This window comes from Hymenobacter nivis, assembly GCF_003149515.1.
Taxonomy (GTDB): Bacteria; Bacteroidota; Bacteroidia; order Cytophagales; family Hymenobacteraceae; genus Hymenobacter; species Hymenobacter nivis.
The window spans coordinates 1,230,433-1,252,576 of record NZ_CP029145.1 but is presented as its reverse complement, the minus strand read 5'-3'; the positions used below and the strand labels follow the sequence as shown (position 1 = coordinate 1,252,576).

21 protein-coding genes are annotated in these 22,144 nt (G+C 64.0%); 13 read left to right on the top strand and 8 right to left on the bottom strand.

Annotated elements, in window-relative coordinates:
* The first annotated feature begins 50 nt into the window (after positions 1 to 50).
* From DDQ68_RS05425 to DDQ68_RS05405, 5 genes are all read left to right on the top strand, one after another.
* The gene (locus tag DDQ68_RS05425; RefSeq protein ID WP_109655399.1) at positions 51 to 1,016 is read left to right on the top strand and encodes an NAD(P)-dependent oxidoreductase; all 966 of its coding nucleotides are present in this window, start codon (positions 51 to 53) and stop codon (positions 1,014 to 1,016) included.
* A gap of 107 nt (positions 1,017 to 1,123) precedes the next feature.
* Entirely contained in the window at positions 1,124 to 1,597 is a 474-nt protein-coding gene (gene greA / locus DDQ68_RS05420) for a transcription elongation factor GreA (RefSeq protein ID WP_109655398.1), read from the top strand.
* 143 nt (positions 1,598 to 1,740) lie between these two features.
* Positions 1,741 to 2,580 carry a nuclease A inhibitor family protein gene (locus tag DDQ68_RS24395; protein ID WP_109655397.1) on the top strand — a complete coding sequence of 280 codons (840 nt, stop codon included), beginning with the start codon at positions 1,741 to 1,743 and terminating at the stop codon, positions 2,578 to 2,580.
* Positions 2,581 to 2,594: 14 nt separating this feature from the next.
* A complete protein-coding gene (locus DDQ68_RS05410) occupies positions 2,595 to 3,377 on the top strand; it encodes an enhanced serine sensitivity protein SseB C-terminal domain-containing protein (protein ID WP_109655396.1) in 783 nt (260 codons plus the stop codon).
* A gap of 95 nt (positions 3,378 to 3,472) precedes the next feature.
* Complete coding sequence (locus DDQ68_RS05405; RefSeq protein ID WP_109655395.1) at positions 3,473 to 4,027, top strand: protease-associated domain-containing protein; 555 nt, start codon at positions 3,473 to 3,475, stop codon at positions 4,025 to 4,027.
* Here DDQ68_RS05405 and DDQ68_RS05400 read toward each other — a convergent pair.
* Together DDQ68_RS05400 and DDQ68_RS05395 are read right to left on the bottom strand one after the other, a co-directional pair.
* Positions 4,015 to 4,455 (bottom strand): transposase family protein, encoded by a 441-nt coding sequence (locus DDQ68_RS05400; protein ID WP_109654769.1) that lies wholly within the window; start codon positions 4,453 to 4,455, stop codon positions 4,015 to 4,017. The two genes, DDQ68_RS05405 and DDQ68_RS05400, sit on opposite strands and share 13 nt — an antisense overlap.
* A 5-nt stretch (positions 4,456 to 4,460) precedes the next feature.
* The gene (locus DDQ68_RS05395) at positions 4,461 to 4,964 is read right to left on the bottom strand and encodes a transposase family protein (RefSeq protein WP_109654390.1); all 504 of its coding nucleotides are present in this window, start codon (positions 4,962 to 4,964) and stop codon (positions 4,461 to 4,463) included.
* A 122-nt stretch (positions 4,965 to 5,086) separates the two neighbouring features.
* On the opposite strand from DDQ68_RS05395, the gene DDQ68_RS05390 reads away from it, so the two are divergent.
* Positions 5,087 to 6,130 (top strand): M28 family peptidase, encoded by a 1,044-nt coding sequence (locus DDQ68_RS05390; RefSeq protein WP_245897325.1) that lies wholly within the window; start codon positions 5,087 to 5,089, stop codon positions 6,128 to 6,130.
* A gap of 105 nt (positions 6,131 to 6,235) precedes the next feature.
* Positions 6,236 to 7,090: an alpha/beta hydrolase gene (locus tag DDQ68_RS05385; RefSeq protein ID WP_109655393.1), complete on the top strand. Its 855-nt coding sequence runs from the start codon at positions 6,236 to 6,238 to the stop codon at positions 7,088 to 7,090.
* Here DDQ68_RS05385 and DDQ68_RS23715 read toward each other — a convergent pair.
* From DDQ68_RS23715 to DDQ68_RS05365, 5 genes are all read right to left on the bottom strand, one after another.
* Entirely contained in the window at positions 7,087 to 8,514 is a 1,428-nt protein-coding gene (locus tag DDQ68_RS23715; RefSeq protein ID WP_109655392.1) for a DNA/RNA non-specific endonuclease, read from the bottom strand. The genes DDQ68_RS05385 and DDQ68_RS23715 overlap by 4 nt on opposite strands.
* Positions 8,515 to 8,706: 192 nt before the next feature.
* Positions 8,707 to 9,171 carry a transposase gene (locus DDQ68_RS05375; RefSeq protein WP_162549873.1) on the bottom strand — a complete coding sequence of 155 codons (465 nt, stop codon included), beginning with the start codon at positions 9,169 to 9,171 and terminating at the stop codon, positions 8,707 to 8,709.
* Positions 9,172 to 9,366: 195 nt separating this feature from the next.
* On the bottom strand, positions 9,367 to 10,680 hold the full coding sequence (locus DDQ68_RS05370) for an NAD(P)/FAD-dependent oxidoreductase (RefSeq protein WP_109655390.1): 1,314 nt from the start codon (positions 10,678 to 10,680) through the stop codon (positions 9,367 to 9,369).
* A 269-nt stretch (positions 10,681 to 10,949) separates the two neighbouring features.
* Positions 10,950 to 11,381 (bottom strand): hypothetical protein, encoded by a 432-nt coding sequence (locus DDQ68_RS22600; RefSeq protein ID WP_162549872.1) that lies wholly within the window; start codon positions 11,379 to 11,381, stop codon positions 10,950 to 10,952.
* 4 nt (positions 11,382 to 11,385) lie between these two features.
* Positions 11,386 to 14,991 carry a type IIG restriction enzyme/methyltransferase gene (locus tag DDQ68_RS05365; RefSeq protein ID WP_109655389.1) on the bottom strand — a complete coding sequence of 1,202 codons (3,606 nt, stop codon included), beginning with the start codon at positions 14,989 to 14,991 and terminating at the stop codon, positions 11,386 to 11,388.
* A 112-nt stretch (positions 14,992 to 15,103) separates the two neighbouring features.
* Between DDQ68_RS05365 and DDQ68_RS05360 the strand changes: the two genes are divergently transcribed.
* The 3 genes from DDQ68_RS05360 to DDQ68_RS05350 all read left to right on the top strand — a co-directional run bounded on the left by DDQ68_RS05360 (position 15,104) and on the right by DDQ68_RS05350 (position 18,152).
* On the top strand, positions 15,104 to 16,858 hold the full coding sequence (locus DDQ68_RS05360; protein ID WP_109658321.1) for a DUF885 domain-containing protein: 1,755 nt from the start codon (positions 15,104 to 15,106) through the stop codon (positions 16,856 to 16,858).
* Between the two features lie 60 nt (positions 16,859 to 16,918).
* The gene (locus tag DDQ68_RS05355; RefSeq protein WP_162549871.1) at positions 16,919 to 17,275 is read left to right on the top strand and encodes a thioredoxin family protein; all 357 of its coding nucleotides are present in this window, start codon (positions 16,919 to 16,921) and stop codon (positions 17,273 to 17,275) included.
* Positions 17,276 to 17,384: 109 nt separating this feature from the next.
* Positions 17,385 to 18,152 carry a YdcF family protein gene (locus tag DDQ68_RS05350; RefSeq protein WP_109655387.1) on the top strand — a complete coding sequence of 256 codons (768 nt, stop codon included), beginning with the start codon at positions 17,385 to 17,387 and terminating at the stop codon, positions 18,150 to 18,152.
* A gap of 213 nt (positions 18,153 to 18,365) precedes the next feature.
* On the opposite strand, the gene DDQ68_RS05345 is transcribed toward DDQ68_RS05350, so the two are convergent.
* On the bottom strand, positions 18,366 to 19,763 hold the full coding sequence (locus tag DDQ68_RS05345; protein ID WP_109655386.1) for an NAD-dependent succinate-semialdehyde dehydrogenase: 1,398 nt from the start codon (positions 19,761 to 19,763) through the stop codon (positions 18,366 to 18,368).
* A 167-nt stretch (positions 19,764 to 19,930) separates the two neighbouring features.
* Here DDQ68_RS05345 and DDQ68_RS05340 point away from each other — a divergent pair, with 167 nt between their 5' ends.
* The 3 genes from DDQ68_RS05340 to DDQ68_RS05330 all read left to right on the top strand — a co-directional run bounded on the left by DDQ68_RS05340 (position 19,931) and on the right by DDQ68_RS05330 (position 22,139).
* The gene (locus DDQ68_RS05340) at positions 19,931 to 20,491 is read left to right on the top strand and encodes an RNA polymerase sigma factor (protein WP_245897323.1); all 561 of its coding nucleotides are present in this window, start codon (positions 19,931 to 19,933) and stop codon (positions 20,489 to 20,491) included.
* 7 nt (positions 20,492 to 20,498) lie between these two features.
* Positions 20,499 to 21,449 carry an anti-sigma factor gene (locus DDQ68_RS05335; protein WP_109655384.1) on the top strand — a complete coding sequence of 317 codons (951 nt, stop codon included), beginning with the start codon at positions 20,499 to 20,501 and terminating at the stop codon, positions 21,447 to 21,449.
* A gap of 150 nt (positions 21,450 to 21,599) precedes the next feature.
* Positions 21,600 to 22,139, top strand: coding sequence for a heme NO-binding domain-containing protein (locus DDQ68_RS05330; protein ID WP_109655383.1), 540 nt, complete (start codon positions 21,600 to 21,602; stop codon positions 22,137 to 22,139).
* The last annotated feature ends 5 nt before the right edge of the window (positions 22,140 to 22,144 follow it).

The following is a 22,144-nucleotide window of genomic DNA, read 5'->3' as shown; positions in this document are numbered from 1 at the left end:
CTTCACGAAACTTAAGTTTTAAACTTTGCGAAACCTCGCGCCAAAGCTAAATGGATAGTACCTGCCTCGTCGTTGACGAAATGCACCCCTCGCTGCTGCCGCTGCTGGCCGGCATCGGTGTGGCGGCCGATTACCGGCCCGAACTGACGGCCGCCGAAGTGCCCGGGGCCCTGGTGGCCAAGCCCTACGACGGGCTGGTGGTGCGCAGCAAATTGCGCGTGACGGCCGAGCTGCTGGCCCGGGGGCCCCAGCTGCGCTACGTGGCCCGGGCCGGCGCCGGCGTCGACAACATTGATGAGGCGGCGCTGGCGGCGGCGGGCGTGACCTTGCTGAACGCGCCCGAGGGCAACCGCGATGCGGTGGGCGAGTTTGCCATCGGACTACTGCTGAATTTGTTGCGCCACATTGGGCGGGCCGATGGCGAGGTGCGCCAGGGCATTTGGAAGCGCGAGGCCAACCGGGGCGAGGAAATCGGGGGGAAGACCATCGGCCTGCTTGGCTACGGGCACATGGGGCGGTCGTTTGCGCGGCGGCTGGGGGCCTTCGGGTGCACCGTGCTGGCCTACGACCACGACCCGGCAGTGGCGCCCGATGCCCACGCCGCGCTAGTGCCGCTGGCCGAAATGCAGGCCCGGGCCGACGTGCTCAGCCTGCACATTCCGTACTCGGCGGCCAACCACCACTTCGTGAACCAGGAGTTTCTGGCCGGTTTCCAGCGGCCGCTATGGCTGCTGAATACGGCCCGCGGCGAGGTGCTCGACCACGCCGCTCTGGTGGAGGGCCTGCAGGCCGGGCGGCTGTACGGGGCGGCGCTCGACGTGCTCGAAAACGAGCGGCTGGCCACGCTCTCGGGGCCCCAGGCGGCGCGCTACGAATTCCTGAAAAGCGCTGATAACGTGCTGCTCACACCTCATGTTGGGGGCTGGACGCACCAGAGCTATCAGCGCATCAACGAGGTGCTGGTGGGCAAGCTGGGGGCGTTTTTGGCCGCCGCTCACGGCGGAGGTAAGGAGTAAATCGGTTTGTCGTATCTTTGCCCCGAACCTAACGCAGGGAGAACGGTTGGCCGCGCGCCAGCCGTTCTCCTTGCTTTTTAGCCAACCCGCAACCCCACCGTTCTCCCATGGCCACTATCAATTATTATTCCCCCGAAGGCCTGCAAAAACTGAAAGACGAACTGCAAGACCTGAAAATGAAAGGCCGCGCCAAGGCCGCCGAAGACCTGCGCGAGGCCCGCGATAAAGGCGACCTGAGCGAGAACGCCGAGTACGACGCCGCCAAGGATGCCCAGGGCCTGCTGGAACTGAAAATATCAAAGCTGGAGGAAGTCGTGGGCAACGCCCGTGAGCTGGACGAAACCAACATGGACCTCAGCAAAGTGCTCATCATGAGCAAGGTGAAGCTGAAGAACACCAAGAACAACGCCGTGCTGAACTACACCCTCGTGGCGGAGGAGGAGGCTAACCTGGCCACCGGTAAAATCTCCGTAAAGTCGCCCATCGGCAAAGGTCTGCTGGGCAAATCGGTGGGCGACGTGGCCGAAATCACGGTGCCGGCCGGCAAGCTGCAATTCGAAGTGCTGGAAATTACCCGGTAGGCTTTTATTTGCTCGTTGTTAGTTGTCAGATTAGCAGGGTGGTGCCGGAAGGTGCCACCCTTTTTGCGTCCGGGGCCCTGCGCTGGGCTGCGCGGTTGTTATTTGCACAAGCAACGGACAACCGACTACTAACAACTAACGCAATGCCTTCCATTTTCTCCCGCATCGTTTCGGGCGAGCTGCCCGCCTACAAAGTGGCCGAGGACGGCCAGCACCTGGCGTTTCTCGACATCACGCCCCTGGTGGAAGGCCACACGCTGGTGATTCCCAAGCAGGAAATCGACTACATTTTTGACATGACGCCCGACGCGCTGGCGGCCCTGCACGTGTTTGCGCAGCGCGTGGCCAAGGGCGTGGCGGCGGCCGTGCCGTGCAAGCGCATCGGCGTGGCCGTCATTGGGTTGGAGGTGCCCCATGCCCACATCCACCTGATTCCGATGAACAAGGTGTCGGACATGAACTTCGCCAACCCCAAAATTTCGGTGCCTGCCGCCCGCATGGCCGAGCTGGCCGCCGCCATTGCCGCCAAAGTAGATGGTGGCAGCGGCCTGGCCGAGGCCGAAGCCGCCCGTGCCCCCGCCGCCCCCACCGATGACCCTACGGTGCAGCAGCTGCAAAAACTCTGCACCGGCCTGCGCTTCGTGTCGGAGTCGGATGCGCCACTGGAGCCCGTGAGCTACGCCGCTCCGGCCGGGGCCCTGGCGCCCGCCGCGCTGCTCAAAATACTGGGCGAGCCGGCCGGTACTAAGGTGAGCACCAAGGAACTGACCGATTTCCTGAGCCAGCACACCGCCGACAACGGCGTGCTGCACGACCCGGCCCAGGCCAACCGCTACAAGGCTCTGCAATTCTTCCTGAAACAGGAGCTGGACGGCACGCAGGTGTATCTGGTGGGGGAGGAGCCCCAAATTCGCGCCTACGCCCTGGGCCGCGACGCCAACGGCCGCCTGGCGGGCTTCAAAACTGTGCTCACGCAAACCTAGCGCGGACTGACCAGGTGGGATGGTTTGATTTCCTGAAGCGCAAGTCGTGTGCGGAGCCGCCGTTGGACCCCGGGGCCACGTTGGAAGCGCTGCTGGGGCAAGCTGCCGCTGACCCGGCTTACCGCCCGGAGTTTTACCGCCGCCTGCTGCTGGAAGAGCTGGTGGTTATTACGGACGAAAACCCGGCGACGCTGGTGCCGGGCACCAGCATTGCAGACGGCAGCACGACCATGCGAATATTTTGTTGGGAAGATGGACGAATCCCCGTTTTTACCACGCCGGACCGTATTTTCGACGGGGAAGTAATAAAGCACCGGGTTGCTTACGCCCAGATGAAAGGCCGGGCCCTGTTCGAAACCCTGCCCGGCGCAACGTTAGTATTGAATCCTTATTCGGCCTCTGGTAAGGAGCTGCTGCCCGATGAGGTAGTGCGCATCCTGGCCGGCACGGTACTGGATACGGGCCAAACCCTGGTGGCGCAGCCGGCCGCACAGGTGCTGCTGGGCCACCCCGCCGTGTACCCCACGGAAATGGTGCGGGCGCTGGCGCGGCTGCTGGCCCAGCAGCCGCGCGTGGTAGCAGCCTACCTGGGCTGGATCCATGACCCTGCTGGTCCCGTGCCGCCGCACTACATCTTCTGCCTCGACGTGGAAGGCGAAATGACGGCCATCGCCAAAGAAACCGGCTTTGTGGCGCAGCAATTCCTGGATAAAGGCGCGCTTGTGGATATTGTTCAGGCCGATAAAAGTAGTCTGACGGATTATTTCCGCTCCACCAAGCCTTTCTACGAGCGGTAAGGCTGGTTTATTTGCGCAACGGCAGGAGTGGTGCAAGCAAGCCACTCGCTGCCGGAGCTTGCGCTGCAGTGCCATTACTTTTTGTTTGAAAGCTTATGCGCTCCTCTTTACTCCTGCTGCTAGCCGGGGCCCTGGCCCTGCCTGCGGCGGCCCAAACGCCGGCCGTGCCCGCGCCGGTAGCCACCGCGCTGCAAAAAATCAGCGCGGCTGACTTCAAAGCCCACGTGCAGTACCTGGCCGACGACCGCCTGCGCGGCCGCCTGCCCGGCACACCCGGCTACCAAATGGCCGTGGACTACGTGACGGCCCAGTTCCGGAAAATGGGCGTGCGGCCTGCTGGCGAAAATGGCGGCTTCACCCAGAAAGTGCGGCTGCGGCGCGCCTTCGTGGAGCCGGGCGCGGTGCTGGCCTACCAGCCCGTTGGGGGCCCCGTGGTGCCGCTGGCCTACGGCTCCGACGCCACGTTTTACCCCAACCCCGGCCAGGCGCAGGTGGCGGCCGAGGCCCCGCTGGTGTTTGCCGGCTACGGTATTTCGGCGCCCGAGCTGGGCTACGATGACTACGCCGGCCTCGACGCCCGGGGCAAAATAGTGGTGCTGACGCGCCAGTCCCTGCGGCAGTTTAGCGACAATAAAGCTTATTCGGCGTAGTTAGCGAGTTTCGCGTGGACAGGTGCGCGATAGGCGCGGTGCGGGCTGCGCACGCGCAGGTTGTGCAGCCCACAGGCCACGACCATGACCGTATCGCGCACCCATTCGCCGCGCAAGCGGATAGTGCCCTGCACCATGTGCAGGCGCTTGATACCGCTGTGCGCGTGTTCGATAACGACGCGCAACGGACTCAGCAACTGGTTATACAGCTTTTGGGCAAACGTCAACTCCCGCTTCGGCGGCTTCTTGTGGGGCATCTCCACCACGACCCCGGTCGGGGCGTGGCCCAGCAAGCCCAAATCCTGCCGTAACACGCAGCCCGCCGGTAGGTGCAGCGCGTACTCGTCGGCCAGTTTTTTGTCGTGCGCTCGCCCGCTTTCCGTAGCCGAGAGAAAATGCACGTACTGCGTGGAATCGCATAAGGTCATGTTTTTCACGCGGTGCGCTTTTTTTTGGCGCTGTACTCCTCGGCCTGGGCCTCCCGGTCCGTGTTACGTGGTACGCCCCGCTCGACCCCGTCGTAGGCAAAGACCGGCTCCGGGTGGTTAGCCAGGCGCTGAGCCAACTCGCCGCCGTCGCGTACGGGCAGCAGCCCGCGCCGGGCCAGCACCTGGTTGAGCACGCCCAGCAGGGCGGTAGCCAAGTGGCTGACGCGCGCTTGCGAAATGCCAAAGCTGGCGGCCTGGTGCTCTTGCAAGGCGTTGCTTTTGAGGTAGGTGAGCAGAAAAAAGAGCTTTATATCGCTGCCCGCCAGCACGGCGTTGGCCCGCTCGCGGTGGGCGGGGAACGCCCGTTTGGTTCCTTCCAGGGTGTGGTAGCGGTGGTGGCGCTCCCAGGCCGGGGCAAAGTCGGTCAGCAAGTCGTCAAACTCCGCCGCTCGCAAGCTGGTTAGGGCCAGAAACTGGCGGGGCCGCTCGCGCAAACTCAGGTAATCCATAGCCAAATTTACGCCTCGCCTACGGGCAGTAACTTAACACACACTTCCGAATTAGCTTTAATGAGTAGCAGTACTTCGGCGACCTGCGCACCAAGCTCGAAACCGCCGCCCGCTACGGCGCCGTGGGCGTGCTGCTGGCCAACAACAAAGCCGGGGCCCTGCCGCCCCCGCTCCCCAAAGGCGTGGTGAGCGCACTGGGCCCCGGTGGCGAGGTGGTGGTGTCGCGCACCTACGCGCCGGGTTCGGTACAAGTGGTGGGGGCCCTGAGCGCGGCGGCGTTGCAGCAACTATTTGCCGGGGCCCCCGCCGATACGGCCCAGACGCTGGCGGCCCTGCGCGCCGGCAAGCCCGCCTCGCAGGCGCTGCCGGGCCGCCTGCGCGCCGCCTACCGCAGCCGCTACCAGGACGTGGACGGCTACAATGTGGTGGGCAAAATGGAAGGCTCGGACGCCAAGCTGAAAAACGAGTATGTGGTGCACAGCGCCCACCTCGACCACCTCGGGGTGGGGGAGGCCATCAACGGCGATTCCATTTTCAACGGGGCCCACGACAACGCCACGGGCGTGGCTTCGGTGCTGGAAATTGCCCGCGCCTACAGCCGGCTCAAGGTGAAGCCCCGGCGCTCGGTGTTGTTCGTGCTGGTGACGGGCGAGGAAATGGGCCTGCTCGGTTCGGCCTATTTCGCCAAGTTTCCGACGGTGCCGAAGGCCGCGCTGGTGGCCGACGTGAACACCGACATGCCCACCATCATCGCGCCGCTGCTGGCCGTGGTGCCGCTGGGGGCCGTTCACTCGTCGCTGCTGCAACCGGTGGAAGCGGCGGCTGCCTACTTGGGCCTGGCCATAGAAGCCGATCCCGAGCCGGCGCAGCATCGCTTCATCCGCAGCGACCAATATAGCTTTGTAGTACAAGGTATTCCGGCGCTCCACCTCAAGTACGGCAACAAGACGGCCGACGGCCAAAATAACCTCAGCGAGCAGGTGCAGAAGTGGCGCGTCCTCACCTACCATAAGCCCCAGGATAACTTTGACGGCGGCACTTTCGACTGGGATGCCGGCCGCAAATACGCGCAGCTCAACTTTCTCATCGGCTACCAGGTGGCGCAAGCCGCCGCCCGCCCCACCTGGAACCCGGGCGATTTCTTCGGGGCCCGGTTCGGGAAATAAATGCCGGCTGGTACGCCAGCAGGCAACCCATTGGCAGGAGCAAAGTCTATGCAAGAAGCCAGGACCCGCCTCCTTGACTTCCTTACTTAGTAGCCCGTCCCGCCCATGGTTCGCTTCCTATTCCTCGGCTTCCTATCCTTGCAAACCCTATCGGCCTGGGCCCTCAAGCCCTCACCAAATTGGTGGGCCAAGCCCGACACGCTGGGCCTGAAGTACCAAAACCTCACCCTGACCACGCCCGACCACATGCGGCTGGCCGCGTGGCTGGTGGCGCCCGTGGCCGGGGCCCCCGACCAACACACCACGATGGTGCTGGCCGGCACCGACTCGGGCAATATGTCGTCTTTCCTCTTCCAGGCGCGGGCGCTGGCGGCGGCGGGCTACCAGGTGCTGCTGTTCGATTACCGCGGGTTTGGTCACAGTCAGGCTTTTGCCATCGACCAGAACCGGCTGTACTATGAGGAATTTGTCACCGACCTGGGCACGGCCCTGGCCGAAGCCCGGCGGCGCGCGCCCCGCCAACGGGTGGGCCTCATTGGCTTCTCGATGGGCACCCTGCTCGCGGCCAAAGTAGCGGCGGCTCACCGCTGCGACTTCCTTATTACCGACGGCTATGTGGGTAACCTTCAGGCGATTGTGGGGTATCAATTGGCAGCCTTTCACAAAACGGTGACGCTGCCCGCCGAGGCCCCAAACTATAACCCGCTGGGGCCCCAGGTGCGGTGCCCCTGGCTGCTTATTGCCGGCACGGAAGACCACAAAACCCCACTCGCCGACTCGGCAGCGGCCGTGCAAGCTGCCCGGCCCCAGCAGCGCCGCCAGCTGCTGGCCGTGAAGTGCGACCACCTGGGCGCGATGGAAGAAATGGCGAAAAACGAGCCCGCCGAGGAGTACGGCAACGCCTACGTGCGGGTAATAAGCCGCTTTTTGGCGGGGAAACCGCTAACCGCGAAGGGCTAATTGGCCCGGCCGCTGTCCACCACTTTTTGCAGCTGGGCCTGGGCGGCGGGGGGTAGGGCGCTCAGTAAATCGAGGCCCGAGGCGGCTTCAATTTTATCGACCGAGGTGAGGTATTGCTTCCAATCGGGGGCGATGCTGTTATCGTTGGGCGTGTCGATGGCCACGACGCGGGCCTGGCCGGCGGCGATGCGGCGGAGGTCGTCGGGGCCTTCGGGCAGGAACACCACTACTTTCCAGATGCGGGCGGGCACGGTCACGCGGCCCTGGTCGAGGGTTTGGGCGAAGCCGTTTTTGCCGGTGCCGCCGCGGCCGTAGCTGCCCATCAGCACGTAGGCTTCGAGGCCGCGCTGCACCTGGGCGCGGGTATATTCTTCGAGGTGGGCCCAGGTTTGCTGGTTGTTCTGGGGGGCCTGGGGCACCATGTTGCTCATTAGGAAGGTAGCCGAGTTATCGTCGAGGCTGGCCGTGCGGTCGCCGCTGGGGCAGTTGTGGCCCTTGTCGAAGCCCGAGCCCGAGTAGCTCTGGGGCGTCACCTGGAAGAACTGGCGGGGTAGGGCGGGGTCGGGGCGGAAATCGTTCTGGCGCGGCGACTGGCCCAAGTCGCCGCGGCCCACGTGCCAGCTCGTCCACACCGGAATGCCGCGCGTGGCGTTGTAGCCGCTCGTGAACTGCGGCCGCACCAGCAGGTAATTGGTGGCGTTGGCCGGGTCGGCGGTGGCGCCGCTGGGGTTGCCGAGCAGCAGGTTGTCGCCGGGGTCGGTGGCCGGGCCGGGGGCCGTGGTGGGGCCCTGGGCGGTGGGCGCTGGCGGCGCGGGGTGCTTGGGGGCCCCGGGCGCGGGCATGGCGGTGCCCGTGCCACCCACGGCTACGGCGGGCCCGGTGGCGGTGGTCAGCACCACGTCGTCGAAATTAAGGCGCGTTTTGGGCCCGCTGGTTTTGCGGATCTCCAGGCGCAGGGGCTCGCCGGCGGTCCCGGCGAAGGTGTGGGGCACTAGCCGGGGCCCCTGGGTGGTGACCGGGGCCCCGGCCCGCTGCCAGTGGCCGCCGCCGTCGCGGCTCAGCCACAGCTCCCAGGTGCTGGGCCCGTCGGTGCCGTAGGCGGCGGCGCTGACGGTGATTTGGCGCACGCCGGCCGCGGCGTCGAACTGCATGGTGAGGCGGCCCAGGCCGCGCAGGCGCGCCGCGTGCTGGCCGTCCTTGTGGTCCTGCGCGGTGCTGCCGATCAGGCCGTCCTGGAAGTGCCAGGGGCCCGTGGTCAGCGCCTCGTCGGCCTCGGTGTAGGCGCCCTTGGTGCCTGCTTCGAAGGTTTCGGGGAAAGTGGCGGCGGGCGTCTGGCGCTGGCCGGTGGTGGCAGCGGTGCGGGTGTCGGCGTTTTGGGAGCAGGCCAGCAGGGCCAGGGCCCCGGGCAGAAAGAAAAAGCGCATGAGCGAAAGTAGCCGTTGCCGCGTGAACAGGGGCCGCGGTGTCAGGTAGGGGCGGGGCTTGCCTCCGCCCACCGCTGCCCGAGGCGCATATGTTTCATTCACGCGGCGGGCGGGGGTAAGCCCCGCCCCTACGCCAGCGTTGGACGAGCCTGTTTATTTCGGGCAGCGGCGGGCGGGGGCAAGCCTCGCTCCCTACCAGCGGCTAGGATTCGCGTGGATGTAGCGGCGGTGGGCATCCAATTCGGCCGCATCGCGGATGATGCGCTCGTGATAATTGCGCTGCCAGCACGAAGGCGGCGCCGCTTGCCCGGCGGCCGGCTCGCCCTGCCGCCACCGCCGGTAGCACCGCGACTTAAAGCCGCCAACTACCTGGCTGACGGCTACCGCCTGGTTGCGGGTAAGCGCCAGAATCAGATGCAAGTGGTTGGGCATTACCATCCAGGTATCGAGCCGCACGGTAGGGTAGTTGGTAGGCAAGGCTGCTAGCTCGGCCAGTACGGCTTGCCCCAAGAGCGAGGGTAGCAGCGGGCCATCGGGTGGCAAGGTGCCAAACAGATGCGCCTTATCGCGCGCGCAGATGGTGAGGGCGTAGTAGCCGGCCCCACTGTAGTCATACCCACTGTAGCGAACGCTGCGGCGTTGCGGTAAAGGCTCCATCCCACGAAAGTAGGGTGCGGGGCTTGCCCCCGCCCGCCGCTGCCCGAAACAAACAGGCTTGCCCCCGCCCGCCGCTGCCCGAAACATACGCGCCTCGTGCAGCGGCGGGCGGGGGCAAGCCCCGCCCCTACGCCGCCGCCGCTGCCCGAAACATACGCGCCTCGTGCAGCGGCGGGTGGGGGCAAGCCCCGCGCCCTACGCCGGGCGGCGCACGCTGCGCTGGTTGTTGGTTTCGAGGATGATACGGGTGCCGGGCTGGCGCGTGAAAAGCCGGTAGGCCCAGTTGGCCGTTACTACCAGCTTGTTGCGGAAGCCCGACAGGTAGTAGATGTGCACCGTGAGCCAGGTAATCCAGGCCAGCAGGCCGCCCAGGTGGAAGCCGCCCGGCAGGTCGGCCACGGCGCGGCTCCGGCCCACAATGGCCAGCGTGCCCTTGTCCAAGTACGCAAACGGGGCCCAGACTTCGCCGCGGCGCTCGCGGGCAAGGTTCTGGGCCAGGTGGGTGCCCTGCTGCATGGCGGGCGGCGACACTTGCGGGTGGCCCTTGGGGTAGTCCTTGGTTTTCATCAGGGCGACGTCGCCGATGGCAAACACGTTCTGGTAGCCCTGCACCATGTTGTAGTGGTTCACCAGGTAGCGGCCGTGCTCCACGCGGTCGTCGGGTAGGCCCGCGACGAGGTTGCCCGTGACGCCGGCCGCCCATATCAGGGTGCGGGTTTCGAGGGTCTCGCCGTCCTTGAGCTTCACCGTCTGCCCGTCGTAGGAATCCACCAGCTGGTTGAGCTTGAACTGGACTCCCAGCTCCTGCAAGTAGCTGTGCGCGTGTTGGCTGGCGTAGGCCGACATGGGGGGCAGCACCCGGTCCACGCCGTCCACCAAGTAGATGTTCATCTTGGTGATATCCAAATCGGGATAGTCGGCGGGCAGCACATGGCTGCGCATCTGGGCCAGTGCGCCCGACAGCTCCACGCCGGTGGGGCCAGCCCCGGCAATGACGAAGTTGAGCAGCCGCTGGCGCTCGGCGGGGTCCTGGGTCAGGTTGGCCAGTTCGAAGCTGCGCAGGAGCTGGTTGCGCAGGTCCACGGCCTCGCTAATGTCTTTGAGCGAAAAGGCATTTTTTTCAATCTCGGCGTTACCGAAGTAGTCGGTTTTGGTGCCCGTGGCCAGCACCAGGTAGTCGTAGGGCAAGTCGTTAATGGCGGTGTGCACCAGGTTCTGGTCCGGGTCCAGCCCAATCACGGCCACGCTGCGGAAGTGAAAATCCTCGTGCCCGTCGAAGAGTTGGCGTAGCGGCTCGCCGATGGACTCTGACTCCAGCCCCGCCGTGGCCACTTGGTAGAGTAGGGGCCAGAAGCCGAAGTAGTTGGTTTTGCTCAGCATCACCACCTGGTACTGGTGGCCGGGCAGGCTTTTGACAAAATTGACGGCCGCGAAGCCGCCGCCGACCACCACCACGCGGGGCTTGGTCGTATCGGGAATATTTAAGTTGAGCTGAGTGGTACCGGGCATTACGATAGGGGCTAGTGCAGCCCGGCTATACGGAAGTTGCGCGGCGGCGGGCAGGGCCGCAAGTAGAGAAGTAGGGATGAGGGGTTAGAGATGAAAGGGTTATCAATCAGATTTTTAATTCCTCATTCCTACTTCATCATTCCCTACCCCAGCTGGGCCACCTCGGCGGGGGTGAGGCCGTAGCGGGCGGCTACCAGGGCGTCAATAGTGGCTTCGAGGGCGGCGGTGGGGCCCCCGGCGGCTTTGGCGGCCAGCACCTGCTCAACTTACTATCTGTTGAAACCATTGCTGAAATCTGCCAGTCGAGAAGCAGCAATCCTAGCTCTTATACGAGTTAGATTCTGTATATCTCCAAGCACAAATCCCATTTTGAACAAGGGCTTAATTAATTCCTTACCCCTGTCGCAACGGTGGGAATATTGTTGCTTACTGGGTCGGGTATTAGCTTGGGCAATAGCGCTTAATTCTGCTGGCGGGTTACCGTTATCAACATAGTAAATGCGTAATTCCACCCCCCATTTTCCTGTAATTCCTCCCGGAATAAGATGTACAAAAGGTGAATTGGTAAGCAAACGAACGCCGGTCATTTTTTCATATTCGTCATTAAAAGCATCAAACTTATCTTCAGAAACTTCTGCTTCGATTAGCAGATTACGACTTGGGTTTGCAATATAGCCCGCAACTTCATACAGGTTGTTCATGGTATTAAATCGTTTGATTTTTGAGAATTATGCTCTGATGTTCTGCTTCCGAGAGACCGTAGAGCAAACTTACTAGTCTATCTACCTCAACAAAGGAAGAAGGTGTTGCATTAGTGAAATTTATTCGTACTCTACGAATAATCTCGCTTGCGTTTTCGACTGTGATAGCGCTGGGATATGGAATGCGGTCTGTAACAACATTGTCGAAATGCATGGTCCGAACAGCATTGCCGAAGATGAATCGGTAAACGTACCAACCAACCACAGATGAATTGAGAACTGCCCAAAGCAGCAGCTGATGAGTTGGCTCTTCCGGCACGAGTTGATTAATTGTATCGGTAATAAGGAGGCCGGTCGTTACAACCGGGGTGCAAATAATTTTAATGTGCGGAGTAGGTTTCTCAATATGTGCAACAATGTTTTGTACCAGCACGGCTTGTAGTTTCCCACGCCCAATCTCGGGAACAAGAAAGTCGCCGGCCAAGTAGCCTTTAGGTTCTCTTAATCCAGATGCTGATATTTCAGCTCCACCAAATACGGCTAAATCCCCATCTTTATTTAAGTGTGATTGAAAGGCGGCACCGCGTGTGTTAGTTATGAACTCGCCAAGTACAGCGTTAGATTTCTTTATTCTCAAGGCAAGTTCAATCTCTTTAGGCGTAACTCCATTAAGAAAAAAGCCGAAAGTTGAAGCCCATTCTTTTCGAATTAAGCCAATTTCATGCATCGCCTCTTGCGTGCGAGTTAAAGAAACATAGTCTGAACGTGACACCCCCTTGACAAGCGAAAAAATGCAGACTTCCAATTTAACTTCGGGCCAAACTTTGCCGCAATCAACAACAGTCTGAATTTCATCAAAAATATCGTTTCGTAAACCTCTATAATTTGAGGCGTAAGTTAGCGACTTCGGAACGATAAACGACAAATGGCCTTCGGGGCGTAATAGAGATTTAGCGCGTTGAACGAACAGATTAGCAGTTTCGGGAGTATTTATTGGAAAAGCAGTCGCCACATGATTGAGCATCGATTCTTCTAATTTCACCCCATAAGGCGGGTTGCCAATCACCACATCAAAGCCCCGGAAGCGGCCTTTCTCATCCAGCACTTCGGGAAACTCGAAGCGCCACTCAAAGGCGTGGCGGTAGAAGGCGCCTTTTTCGCGGTCGGCCAGCGTGGCTTCGGCTTTGCGCAGCTTCATGGCCACGACGGTCGTGCGCTCCCAGGCATCTTCTTCGGTGAGCTTGGCCTTGCCAAACATGTCGGGTTTGGAATCTAGCTCAATGCGCAGCAGGTCGGACTTGTGGCCAGAGATTTCGCGGCGCAAGGGGTCGCCCCGGTAGATGGTCGCGGTGAACTGCTCTTTTATTTCGGCCAGGAACTGCTGCAACTCCTGCTTGGCGGCGCGGTCGCGGGTGTTGAAGTAGGCATGAACGGCGTCGCGGTAGGTCTTGAGGGTGAATTTGCCCTGCCGGAACACGTCGGAGAGGTCGGCCCCGAGGTCGAAGCGCGAGAGCAGCGAGTTGCCGGCCTTGATGTTGAGGTCGAGGTTGGGCAGGGTTTCGAGCTGGTCGAAGCCGGTATCGGGGAGGTAGTAGGCGTGCTTGAGCAGCTCAATCCAGAGGCGCAGCCGGCAAATGCGCACCGAGTTGGGGTTGAGGTCGACGCCAAACAGGGCGTGCTCGATGAGGTGGCGCTTTTCCTGAAACAGGGCGCGCTGCAAGCTGGTGTGGGCCGGGGCCACGGTGCGCCGGCCGGTGGCGGCGTCGAGGCGGGCGCGGTACTGGAAGAGGGCGTGGGGGTCGTGGGGGTCGTCGTCTTCGTGCACCACCACCAGCTCGTCGCGGGCCACGGTGAGGCGGTAGCGCAGGCGCTTGCCGGCTTCGTCGAGCAGCAGGCCCAGCTCGGCCTTGATGGCCAGCAGCTCGTTGAGGGCGCTCACCAGGAAGTGGCCGCTGCCCACGGCGGGGTCGAGCACGGTGAGGGTGTTGAAGAAGGCGCTGTCCGCGAGGCGGTTGTTGCGGTCGAGGCGTTCGGCCAGGGCCGGCACATCGGGGGCCCCGAAGCCGGAGCGGCGGTTGAAGTGCTGCACCACGGCCCGGCGCAGGGTGTGGCGGGCCATGTACATGGTGATGAAGCCGGGGGTGTAGAACGAGCCGTCCTGGTAGCCGTTGAGCTTTTCGAAGATGAGGCCCAGCACGGCCGCCGAAATCAGCGGCTTCTGGGTTTCCTGCACCTGCTCGTCGCCCTCGGAGGCAAAATCGTAGGCATCGAGAAAGCGCAGCAGGTAGGCCAGCGTGTGGGGCGGGGGCCCCTGGGCGGGCAGCACCGACTTGCGGTAGAGCGGCAGCGTGAGGTGGTGGTTGAGGCCCCGGATGCGGGTGGTTTGGCGCTCCAGCTCGCTGGGCTCGTAGAGGGAAGAGTTGAGGTAGGGCAAGTGGGCGTAGGCGGCGCGCACGGCCTCGGTACGCTGGGTGGCGGGCGTGTTCAGTACCTGAAAAAACAAGTCGTTCAGGGCCCCAAAATCGGGCAGCAGCTCGGGCGTGAGGAAGCGGTACTGGTCGGTGAGCGCGGCTGGGTTGCCGGCGTGGTAGCGGCGCAGCTGGCCTTCCAGCAGCTTAAGAAACAGGAGGCGGTTGATCCAGGTGAGGCACAGCTCCAGGGCCACGCCAAAGAGCTGGCCGTCGGGCGCGTCGCCGTAGGTGCTCCGCTCCGCAGGGGTCAGGTTGGTGAGCAAGTCGTCGCTGCGCAGCACCTCAATGGTGTTGCGCAGCAGCGAGCCCACGTGCTCGCGCTCGGTCGGGGCCACGCGCTTAATGAGCTTGCGGCCCTTGTCCTTCACTTCCTCCAGGCCGATGAGGTAGAGCAGCTCCTCGTAGAAGGCCCGGTTCAGGGTGTTGGCATCCTGGGCAAAGGCCGCCTTGAGCAGGTGCGGGGCCTGAAAGAGCTTGGTCCGCGTGATGAGGTCGCGCTCGGTGGCGGGCTCGGTGCGCAGGTCGAGATAGGTAAAGGGCAGCTCGGCGGCGAGGGCCCCCAGGAAGGGCTGCGCCATTTCCTCGTAGAAATACTTGGTGGTTTTGCCCGCTTTCTTGCCGCCCGCCCAGGCCAGGAAATCATTTTTGAAGGCCGTATCGCGCCAGAAAAGGCGGTCAAAATCCAGCGCATCAAATACGAACCACTCGTAGCCGTTGGTGATGACGAGGCGGCGCAGGTCGTCGGCGTGGCCGTCGCGGCGGTCTTCGAGGTAGTAGAGCAGCAGCTCGTGAAACGCCTTGCGGTTGAGGTCTTGGGGCGTCACCATTTCGCCGGGGTTGGCGGCGCGCTTCACCTCCACGACGACCCCGACGGGAGCCGCCTCCTTGGGGCCCGTCCGCACCACCAGGTCGCGCCGCTTGCTGACGTTGAGGTAGTAGCCGGGGCCCAGCACGCCGGGGTGGGCCAGAAAATCAATGAGTAGCTTTTTGAGGTGCTCCTCGCTTTCGGCCGGGTTGATGGCCGCCAGCAGGTGCTGCCGCGCTACCGCAAAGTCGTCGAGCTGGGCGCGGGTAGGTTTTTGGCGGCGAAAGGCAAGGTCGAGGGCTTGGGTAGGCGTTTCGGGGCGGGGCGTTAACATGAAGACGAAAGTAGGGGCTGGCGCTTTCCTTCGCTCGGCCGGGGCCCCGCCCCGCAACTATCCCGCCCTGGCCGTTCCTTTGGGGTTCCTACTGCTCATTATCACTCCGCCCATGAAACTCCGCTACCTGCTGCTGCCCCTGCTGGGGGCCCTGCCCGCCTGCCACCCGGCTGATAAGCCCGCCGCCCGGGCCTCGGCCGATGCGCGCTTCGAAACCTTTAAAACCCGGTTCATTGATGATTTATGGCGCGAAGACCCCGGCTTTGCCTCCAGCGTGGGCTACCACAAGTACGACTCGCTGCTGGTAATTCCCGACTCGCTGCAGCGGCACCAGGCGGCGGCGTTCGGCGAAAAAAACCTGAAGGCGCTGGCCACTTTCCCGCTCGATAGCCTGGCCCCCGGCAACCAGATTGACCATCACCTGCTGGCCAACTACCTGCACGCCAGCCGCTGGGAAGCCGACACGCTGCGCAGCTGGCAGTGGAACCCGGCCGCCTACAACCTGGGCGCCGGCATCGGCGACTTGCTCAACGGCCGCCACTTCCGGCTCGACCGCCGCCTGCGCAACATCTCCGACCAGCTGGCCCAGGCCCCGGCCTACTACGCCGCCGCCGAGAACAACCTGCGCCGCCCCACCCAAGAGCACACCCGCCTGGCCATCAAGCAGAACGAGGGCGGCCTGGCCGTGCTGGGCACTGCCCTCACCGACTCGGTGCGCGGCTCGGGCCTGAGCGCGCGGGAGAAAAAGGTATTTGCCGACCGCCTGGCCACGGCGCGCCTGTCCATCCAGAGCTACCTGGCCTTCCTGAAAACCGACGTGCTGGGGGCCCGTAATTTCCGCTCGTTCCGCATCGGCAAGGTCCTGTTCGACCGCAAGTTTGCCTACAACATTCAGTCGCGCTACTCGGCCGACGAGGTGTACCGGCAGGCGCTGGCCCACAAAACCGAGCTGCTGCACGACATGGGCCGCCGCGCTGCTCGCCTGTATCCCAAGTACTTGCCCGGCAAGTCCGTGCCCACCGACACGCTCCAGCTCATCCGCGCCGTCATCGACCAGCTCACGTTGAAGCACGCCCCGCGCAACGGCTTCGTGGCCGCCGTGAAGCAGCAGATTCCGACGCTGGTGGCCTTCGTGAACGACCACAAGCTGCTGACCCAGGACCCCAGCAAGCCGCTGGTGGTGCGCGAAACGCCGCTGTATATGCGCGGCAGTGGGGCGGGGGCCAGCGTGTCGGCCCCGGGGCCCTACGACAAGGGCGCCGATACCTATTACAACGTGGAGCCCATTCCGAGCACCTGGACGGCGGCCCAGGCCGAGAGCTATCTGCGCGAGTACAACAACTACACGCTGCAAATCCTCAACATCCACGAGGCCATTCCGGGGCACTACACGCAGCTTGTGTACGCCAACCGCTCGCCCTCGCTGGTGAAGAGTATTTTTGGCAACGGGGCCATGATCGAGGGCTGGGCCGTGTACGCCGAGCGCATGATGCTGGAGCAGGGCTATGGCCAGAACACCGACGAAATGTGGCTCCTCTGGGACAAGTGGAACCTGCGCGTGACGCTCAACACCATCCTCGACCACGCCGTGCAGGTAGACAACATAGCCGAGAAAGACGCCGTGGCGCTGCTCGAGCGCGAGGGCTTCCAGGAGCAGGCCGAGGCCGAGGGCAAGTGGCTGCGCGCCACCCTCAGCCAGGTGCAGCTGAGCAGCTACTTCGCGGGCTACACCGAAATTTATGCCCTGCGCGCCGAGCTGAAACAGCAACGCGGCAAGGCGTTTGACCTCAAGAATTTCCACGAGCAGTTTTTGAGCTATGGCAGCGCCCCGGTGCGCTACATCCGCGAACTTATGCTGCGCAAATAGGGTATGGGAACCGCGCGCGTGTTGCGCGCCACCGTTTGTTTGCCCCGCCATTTCTCCCCAATGACCGAAGCCCACCGCCAGCATGTGCATCACGCCAACGACGAGCAGCTGCGCTACCTGATCCACGAGAACCTCAAGGTATTTGCCAAGTTCACGTCGGAAAACTGCGCCGTGTGCAGCGCTTTGGCCCCGCCGTTCGCCAAGTTCGTCGACGAAGAAGAATACCAGTCCATTCTGTTTCTGAAGCTCAACTCGGACGAAAATCCGGTGGCCAAAAAGCTGATGCGGGACAAGGCAACCCCCTTTTTCGTGAGCTACTGCCAGGGCCGCCTGCTCGAGTGCGCCGCCCTGACTGAGGTGGCGGATGTGCGCGCCCAGCTCGACCGCCTACGTGCTTTCGCGCCTATCAAGGCGTAGGGCGGGGGCTTCGTTCTGGTTTTGTTTTTCCTGCGAAACGCCCGGCCGCTGCCCAGCGGTCGGGCGTTTGCGCGCTGGGCTCCGGGGTCCGGCTTTTTCCCGTTGCGCCATGTTCTTTCTGCTTTCTAAAATCCTGGACGCCGCCCTGCTGCCCACCGTGTGGCTGGTGGCCCTGCTGCTGGGGGCCCTGGTGGCGCGGCAGCCCCACCGGCAGCGGCAGTGGCTGCGCGCCGCCGCCCTGCTGGCCCTGGTGGGCACCAACCCGGGCCTGGCCAACGAGGCCCTGCGCGCCTGGGAGCGTCCCGCCGTGCCGCTGGCCGCCCTGCCGCCCCGCGCCGACGCGGCCGTGCTGCTCGGCGGCATCACCGATGACGGCCGCCAGCCCGCCGACCGTGTGTACCTGCACGCCGGGGCCGACCGCCTCACCAACGCCCTGTGGCTGTACCGCGCCGGGCGGGTGCGGCGCATCATCGTGTCGGGTGGCTCGGGGGCGGTGGGGCCCCAGGCCGGCAGCGAGGCACGCCACCTGGCCACGCTGCTGCGCCTGGCCGCTGTGCCGCCCGCCGATATCTGGCTGGAACAACGCAGCCGCAACACCCACGAAAACGCCCAGTTCACCAAGCAGCTACTGGCCCACCACCCGGGCGTCGACACGCTGGTGCTCGTCACGTCGGCGTTTCATATGCGCCGGGCCGCGGGCTGCTTTGCCAAGGCGGGGCTGGCCGTCGTTGCCTTCCCGGCCGGCTTCCAGGCCAGTAGCCGCGCCTTCACCCCCGATTACTGGCTGCTGCCCACCCCCGAAGCCCTGGAGCAGTGGAGCCTGCTGCTGCACGAAATGGCCGGCTGGGCCGTGTACAAGGCCCGCGGCTGGTGCTGAGACGGTAGCGTAAACCCTGCAAGTCCGCGCGCTTGAACGGTCGCTGAATAATTACCGGCAGACGCTGTAGAGACGCAAGGATGCGTCTCTACACCCGTTTTAGGAGCCAGAATACCAAGTCAAACAGCTTTTCAACGATTAATCGGTAGGACGAAGAGAGCGATGCGAACTATAACCGAAGGTCAGCGCAGCTAAAGTTCGCACTACACTCAATTACTCCGTTTTCGCATCGGCCGGCGCGGCGGCTTTGCCAATCCACACCGATTTCTGGTTGACGAACTCGCGGATGCCCAGGCGGGAAAGCTCGCGGCCGTAGCCCGATTTTTTGATGCCGCCGAAGGGCAGCTCGGGCATGGATTTCACCAGGCTGTTGACGAACACGGCGCCGGCCTCGATTTGCCGGGCCAGGGCCTCGCCCTTGGCCAGGTCCTTCGTCCAGACCGAGGCCCCCAGGCCGAAGCGCGAATCGTTGGCCAGGCGCACGGCATCGGCGGCATCCTTGGCTTCGAGCACGAGAGCCACGGGCCCGAAAAACTCCTCGTGGTAGGCGCGCTGGCCGGGCCGCACGTGGGTGAGCACCACCGGCCGAAACAGGGCGGTACCCGGTCGCTCCTGGCCGCCGGCCAGGGCCAGGCGGGCCCCCTGGGCCACCGAGTCGGCTACTTGCTGGGCCAGCTCGTCGGCTAGGTCGGGGCGGGCCATGGGGCCGTACTGGGTGTCTTCGGCCAGCGGGTCGCCGGTGCGCAGGGCCAGCAAGTGGGTGATGAGCTGGGCCACGAACTCCTTCAGGATGGGCTTTTCCACGATGAAGCGCTTGGCGGCGATGCAACTCTGGCCAGCGTTGAGCATCCGGGCCTGGGCGGCCGTCTTGGCCGCCAGGGCCAGGTCGGCATCGGCCAGCACGATGAACGGGTCGGAGCCGCCTAGCTCCAGTACGGTTTTCTTGATGTAGCGGCCCGCGGCGGCGGCCACGGCGGCCCCGGCCGGCTCCGAGCCCGTCAGCGTCACGGCCCGCACCCGGTCGTCGGCAAGCAGCGGCTCAATTAGGTCCGACCCGATGAGCAGCGCGCGGAAGCAGGCCGGCGGCAGGCCCGCGTCGTGGAAGATTTTTTCCAGCGCCAGCGCGCACTGCGGCACGTTGGAGGCGTGCTTGAGCAGGCCCACGTTGCCGGCCATCAGGGCCGGCGCGGCGAAGCGCACCACCTGCCAGAAGGGGAAATTCCAGGGCATGACGGCCAGCACCACACCCAGCGGCTGGTGGCTGATGAAGCTGCGCCCGGCGTTGGTGGCCACCGGCTCGTCGGCCAGAAATTCTTCGGCGTGGTCGGCGTAGTAGTCGCAGCAGGTGGCGCACTTCAGGGCCTCGGCGCGGCCGTCGGCCACGGGCTTGCCCATTTCCAGGGCCATGAGGCGGGCCAGCTCGGGCGCGCGCTCCCGCAGCAGGGCCCCGGCGCGGCGCAGTACCTCGGCGCGGTGGGCAAATGTGGTGGCGGGCCAGGTGGCGGCCGCGGCGTGGGCCTGGCCGAGGATGCGCGCGGTTTTGGCCCACGAAAACGGGCGGAACCGCTTAAGCACACGGCCGGTGTAGGGGTTATACGATTCGATTGGCATGGGTGCGAGAAACGCGGGCCCCGGCAACGGGCGGGGCCAGTATCCGTTATACCCCTTTTGGGGCCCCTGGGGTTACGGGCGGCCCGGCCGCTAGTCCGGGGCCCCGGGCTTATTTTCGCACACCCATTTGCGGCTCGCCGCTCCGCAAGGCCATTTCTCATTTTTCCGTGTCCGATAATCTACCTATTTCCCTGCCCACTGCCTCAGAGGAAGACCTCGTGCGCCGGCTCAAAGCCCGCGACGAATCGGCCCTAACGCAGTTCTATGACTGCTACGCGTCGGCCTTGTTCGGCGTCATCTCCCGCATCGTGAAAGACGACGACACGGCCGAAGACGTACTACAGGAGGCGCTGGTCAAAATCTGGAACGCTTTTCCGGCCTACGACGCCGAAAAAGGCCGCCTGTTCACCTGGGTGCTGAACATCTGCCGAAATTTGGCCATCGACAAAATCCGCTCGCGCCAGTACCGCGTAGGTACTCGCACCCAGGGCCTCGACGATAGCCTCGCTGCCCAGCGAATGCCCGCCGCCGACAGTTTTCGGCCCGAGCACATTGGGCTGCGAGAAGTTGTGCAAACCCTGGTGCCAGAACAGCGGCAAATTATCGACTTGCTTTACTTCGGAGGGTACACCCAAAGCGAAGTGGCCGAGGAATTGAAGCTGCCCCTGGGTACCGTCAAAACCCGGGCCCGCACGGCCATTAAACTCCTTGGTAAACTGATACGCTAACCCTATCGTGGAAGATCCTCAAGCCTATACAGAATCCGGCATTCTAGAGCAGTACATCCTCGGCCTGCTTACGCCCGCCGAGCGCGCCACCGTTGAAGCCGAAGCCACCCGCCACCCCCTCGTGGCCCAAGAGTTGGCCGCTGGCCAGCGCGCCCTCGAATACTACGCCGAAGCCCAATCCCGCGAGTTACCCGCCGCCATGCGCAGCCGGGTGCTGAACAAAGTGCTGGCCCAAATTACCCCCGCTGAAGTACCCGCTGAAGTACCCGCTGAAGCGCCCGTTGAAGCGCCCGTTGCCGTTGCTGCTCCTGTAGCCGCTGGGGCCCCAGCGCCCGCCGCCAGCCTCCGGGCCGACGTGGACGCCCTGGCCCGCCCGCAGCCCGCCGCCGAGCCGGGCGTGCGTCCGATAACCAGTGCCGCAGCGCCCGCAGCGTTCCGCCGGGGCTTGGCCATTGCCGCCTCGGTGGCCCTGCTGCTGAGCCTGATTGGTAACGGCTACCTGTACCAGCAGTGGCAAGGGGCCGACACCGCCCTGGTGGCCTTGCAGGAAACCCAGAACCGCTTGGCCGCCAACACCTTGGTGGTGGAAAAGAAGCTTGGGGAAGTGCGCGAGCAGAATACCGTGCTGCGCGACGCCGGGTTTCACTTCGTGGCCCTGGTTGGCACCCCCGACGCGCCCAAAGACCGCGCCCGGGTGCTGTTCAATGCCAAAACCAGCCGCGTGTACGTCGACGTACAAAACCTGCCTGCCGCGCCCGCCGGCCGCCAGTACCAGCTGTGGGCCCTCAACAACGGCAAGCCCGTGGACGCTGGCGTGCTGACGCCCGCCGCCGCCACTGGTGACCGCCTCGAGCGCATGAAGGATATTGCCAGCGCCCAGGCCTTCGCTGTGACGCTGGAGCCCCTGGGCGGCAGCGCCACGCCCACCATGCCCATCCGGGCCATGGGCACCATATAGGGCCCCCGAACATTGTTCTGAAAACGGCCCCCGCGATGCACCGCGGGGGCCGTTTTGCTGGGCCCCCTGAACGAACCAGCGCCGGGTTTGTTTGACTGCGCAGAACGGGCGGCCGCCGCCGCTTCGCAGTTCCTTACCCCCTTAGCCGCCATGCACGGGACCATCCTGATTCTTCTAAAACGCTATATCCAGACCCAGTACGACCACAGCACCTGGGTCAACCTTTTGGAGTTGGCTGGCCTCGGCGGTGCCACCTTCGACCACAAAGCCGTGTACCCCGACGAAACCCTGTACGCGCTGGTGGCCCAGGCCGCCGCCGCTGCCGGCGTATCGGCCGGCGAACTGCACGAGCGGTTCGGCGAGTACCTCGTGCCCGACATCATGTACATGTACCAGAAACTGGTAGACCCCGCCTGGCGCACGCTCGACATGCTGGAGCACACGGAGCACACCATGCACCGCCAGGTGCGGCGCGAGCACGCCGAAAACGCGCCGCCCGTGCTGGCCGTCAAGCGCCTGAACGCCAACGAGGTGCAGATTGATTACGTGTCGGCCCGGCGTATGGGGGGCCTGGCAGTGGGCATTGTGCGCGGCCTGGCCGCGTACTACGACGAAGCCGACCGCATTGCCGTGACGCCCATCACCAGCGCCGACGGCCAGCAGGTCAGCATCCATGTGCGGCGTAACTAATTCTT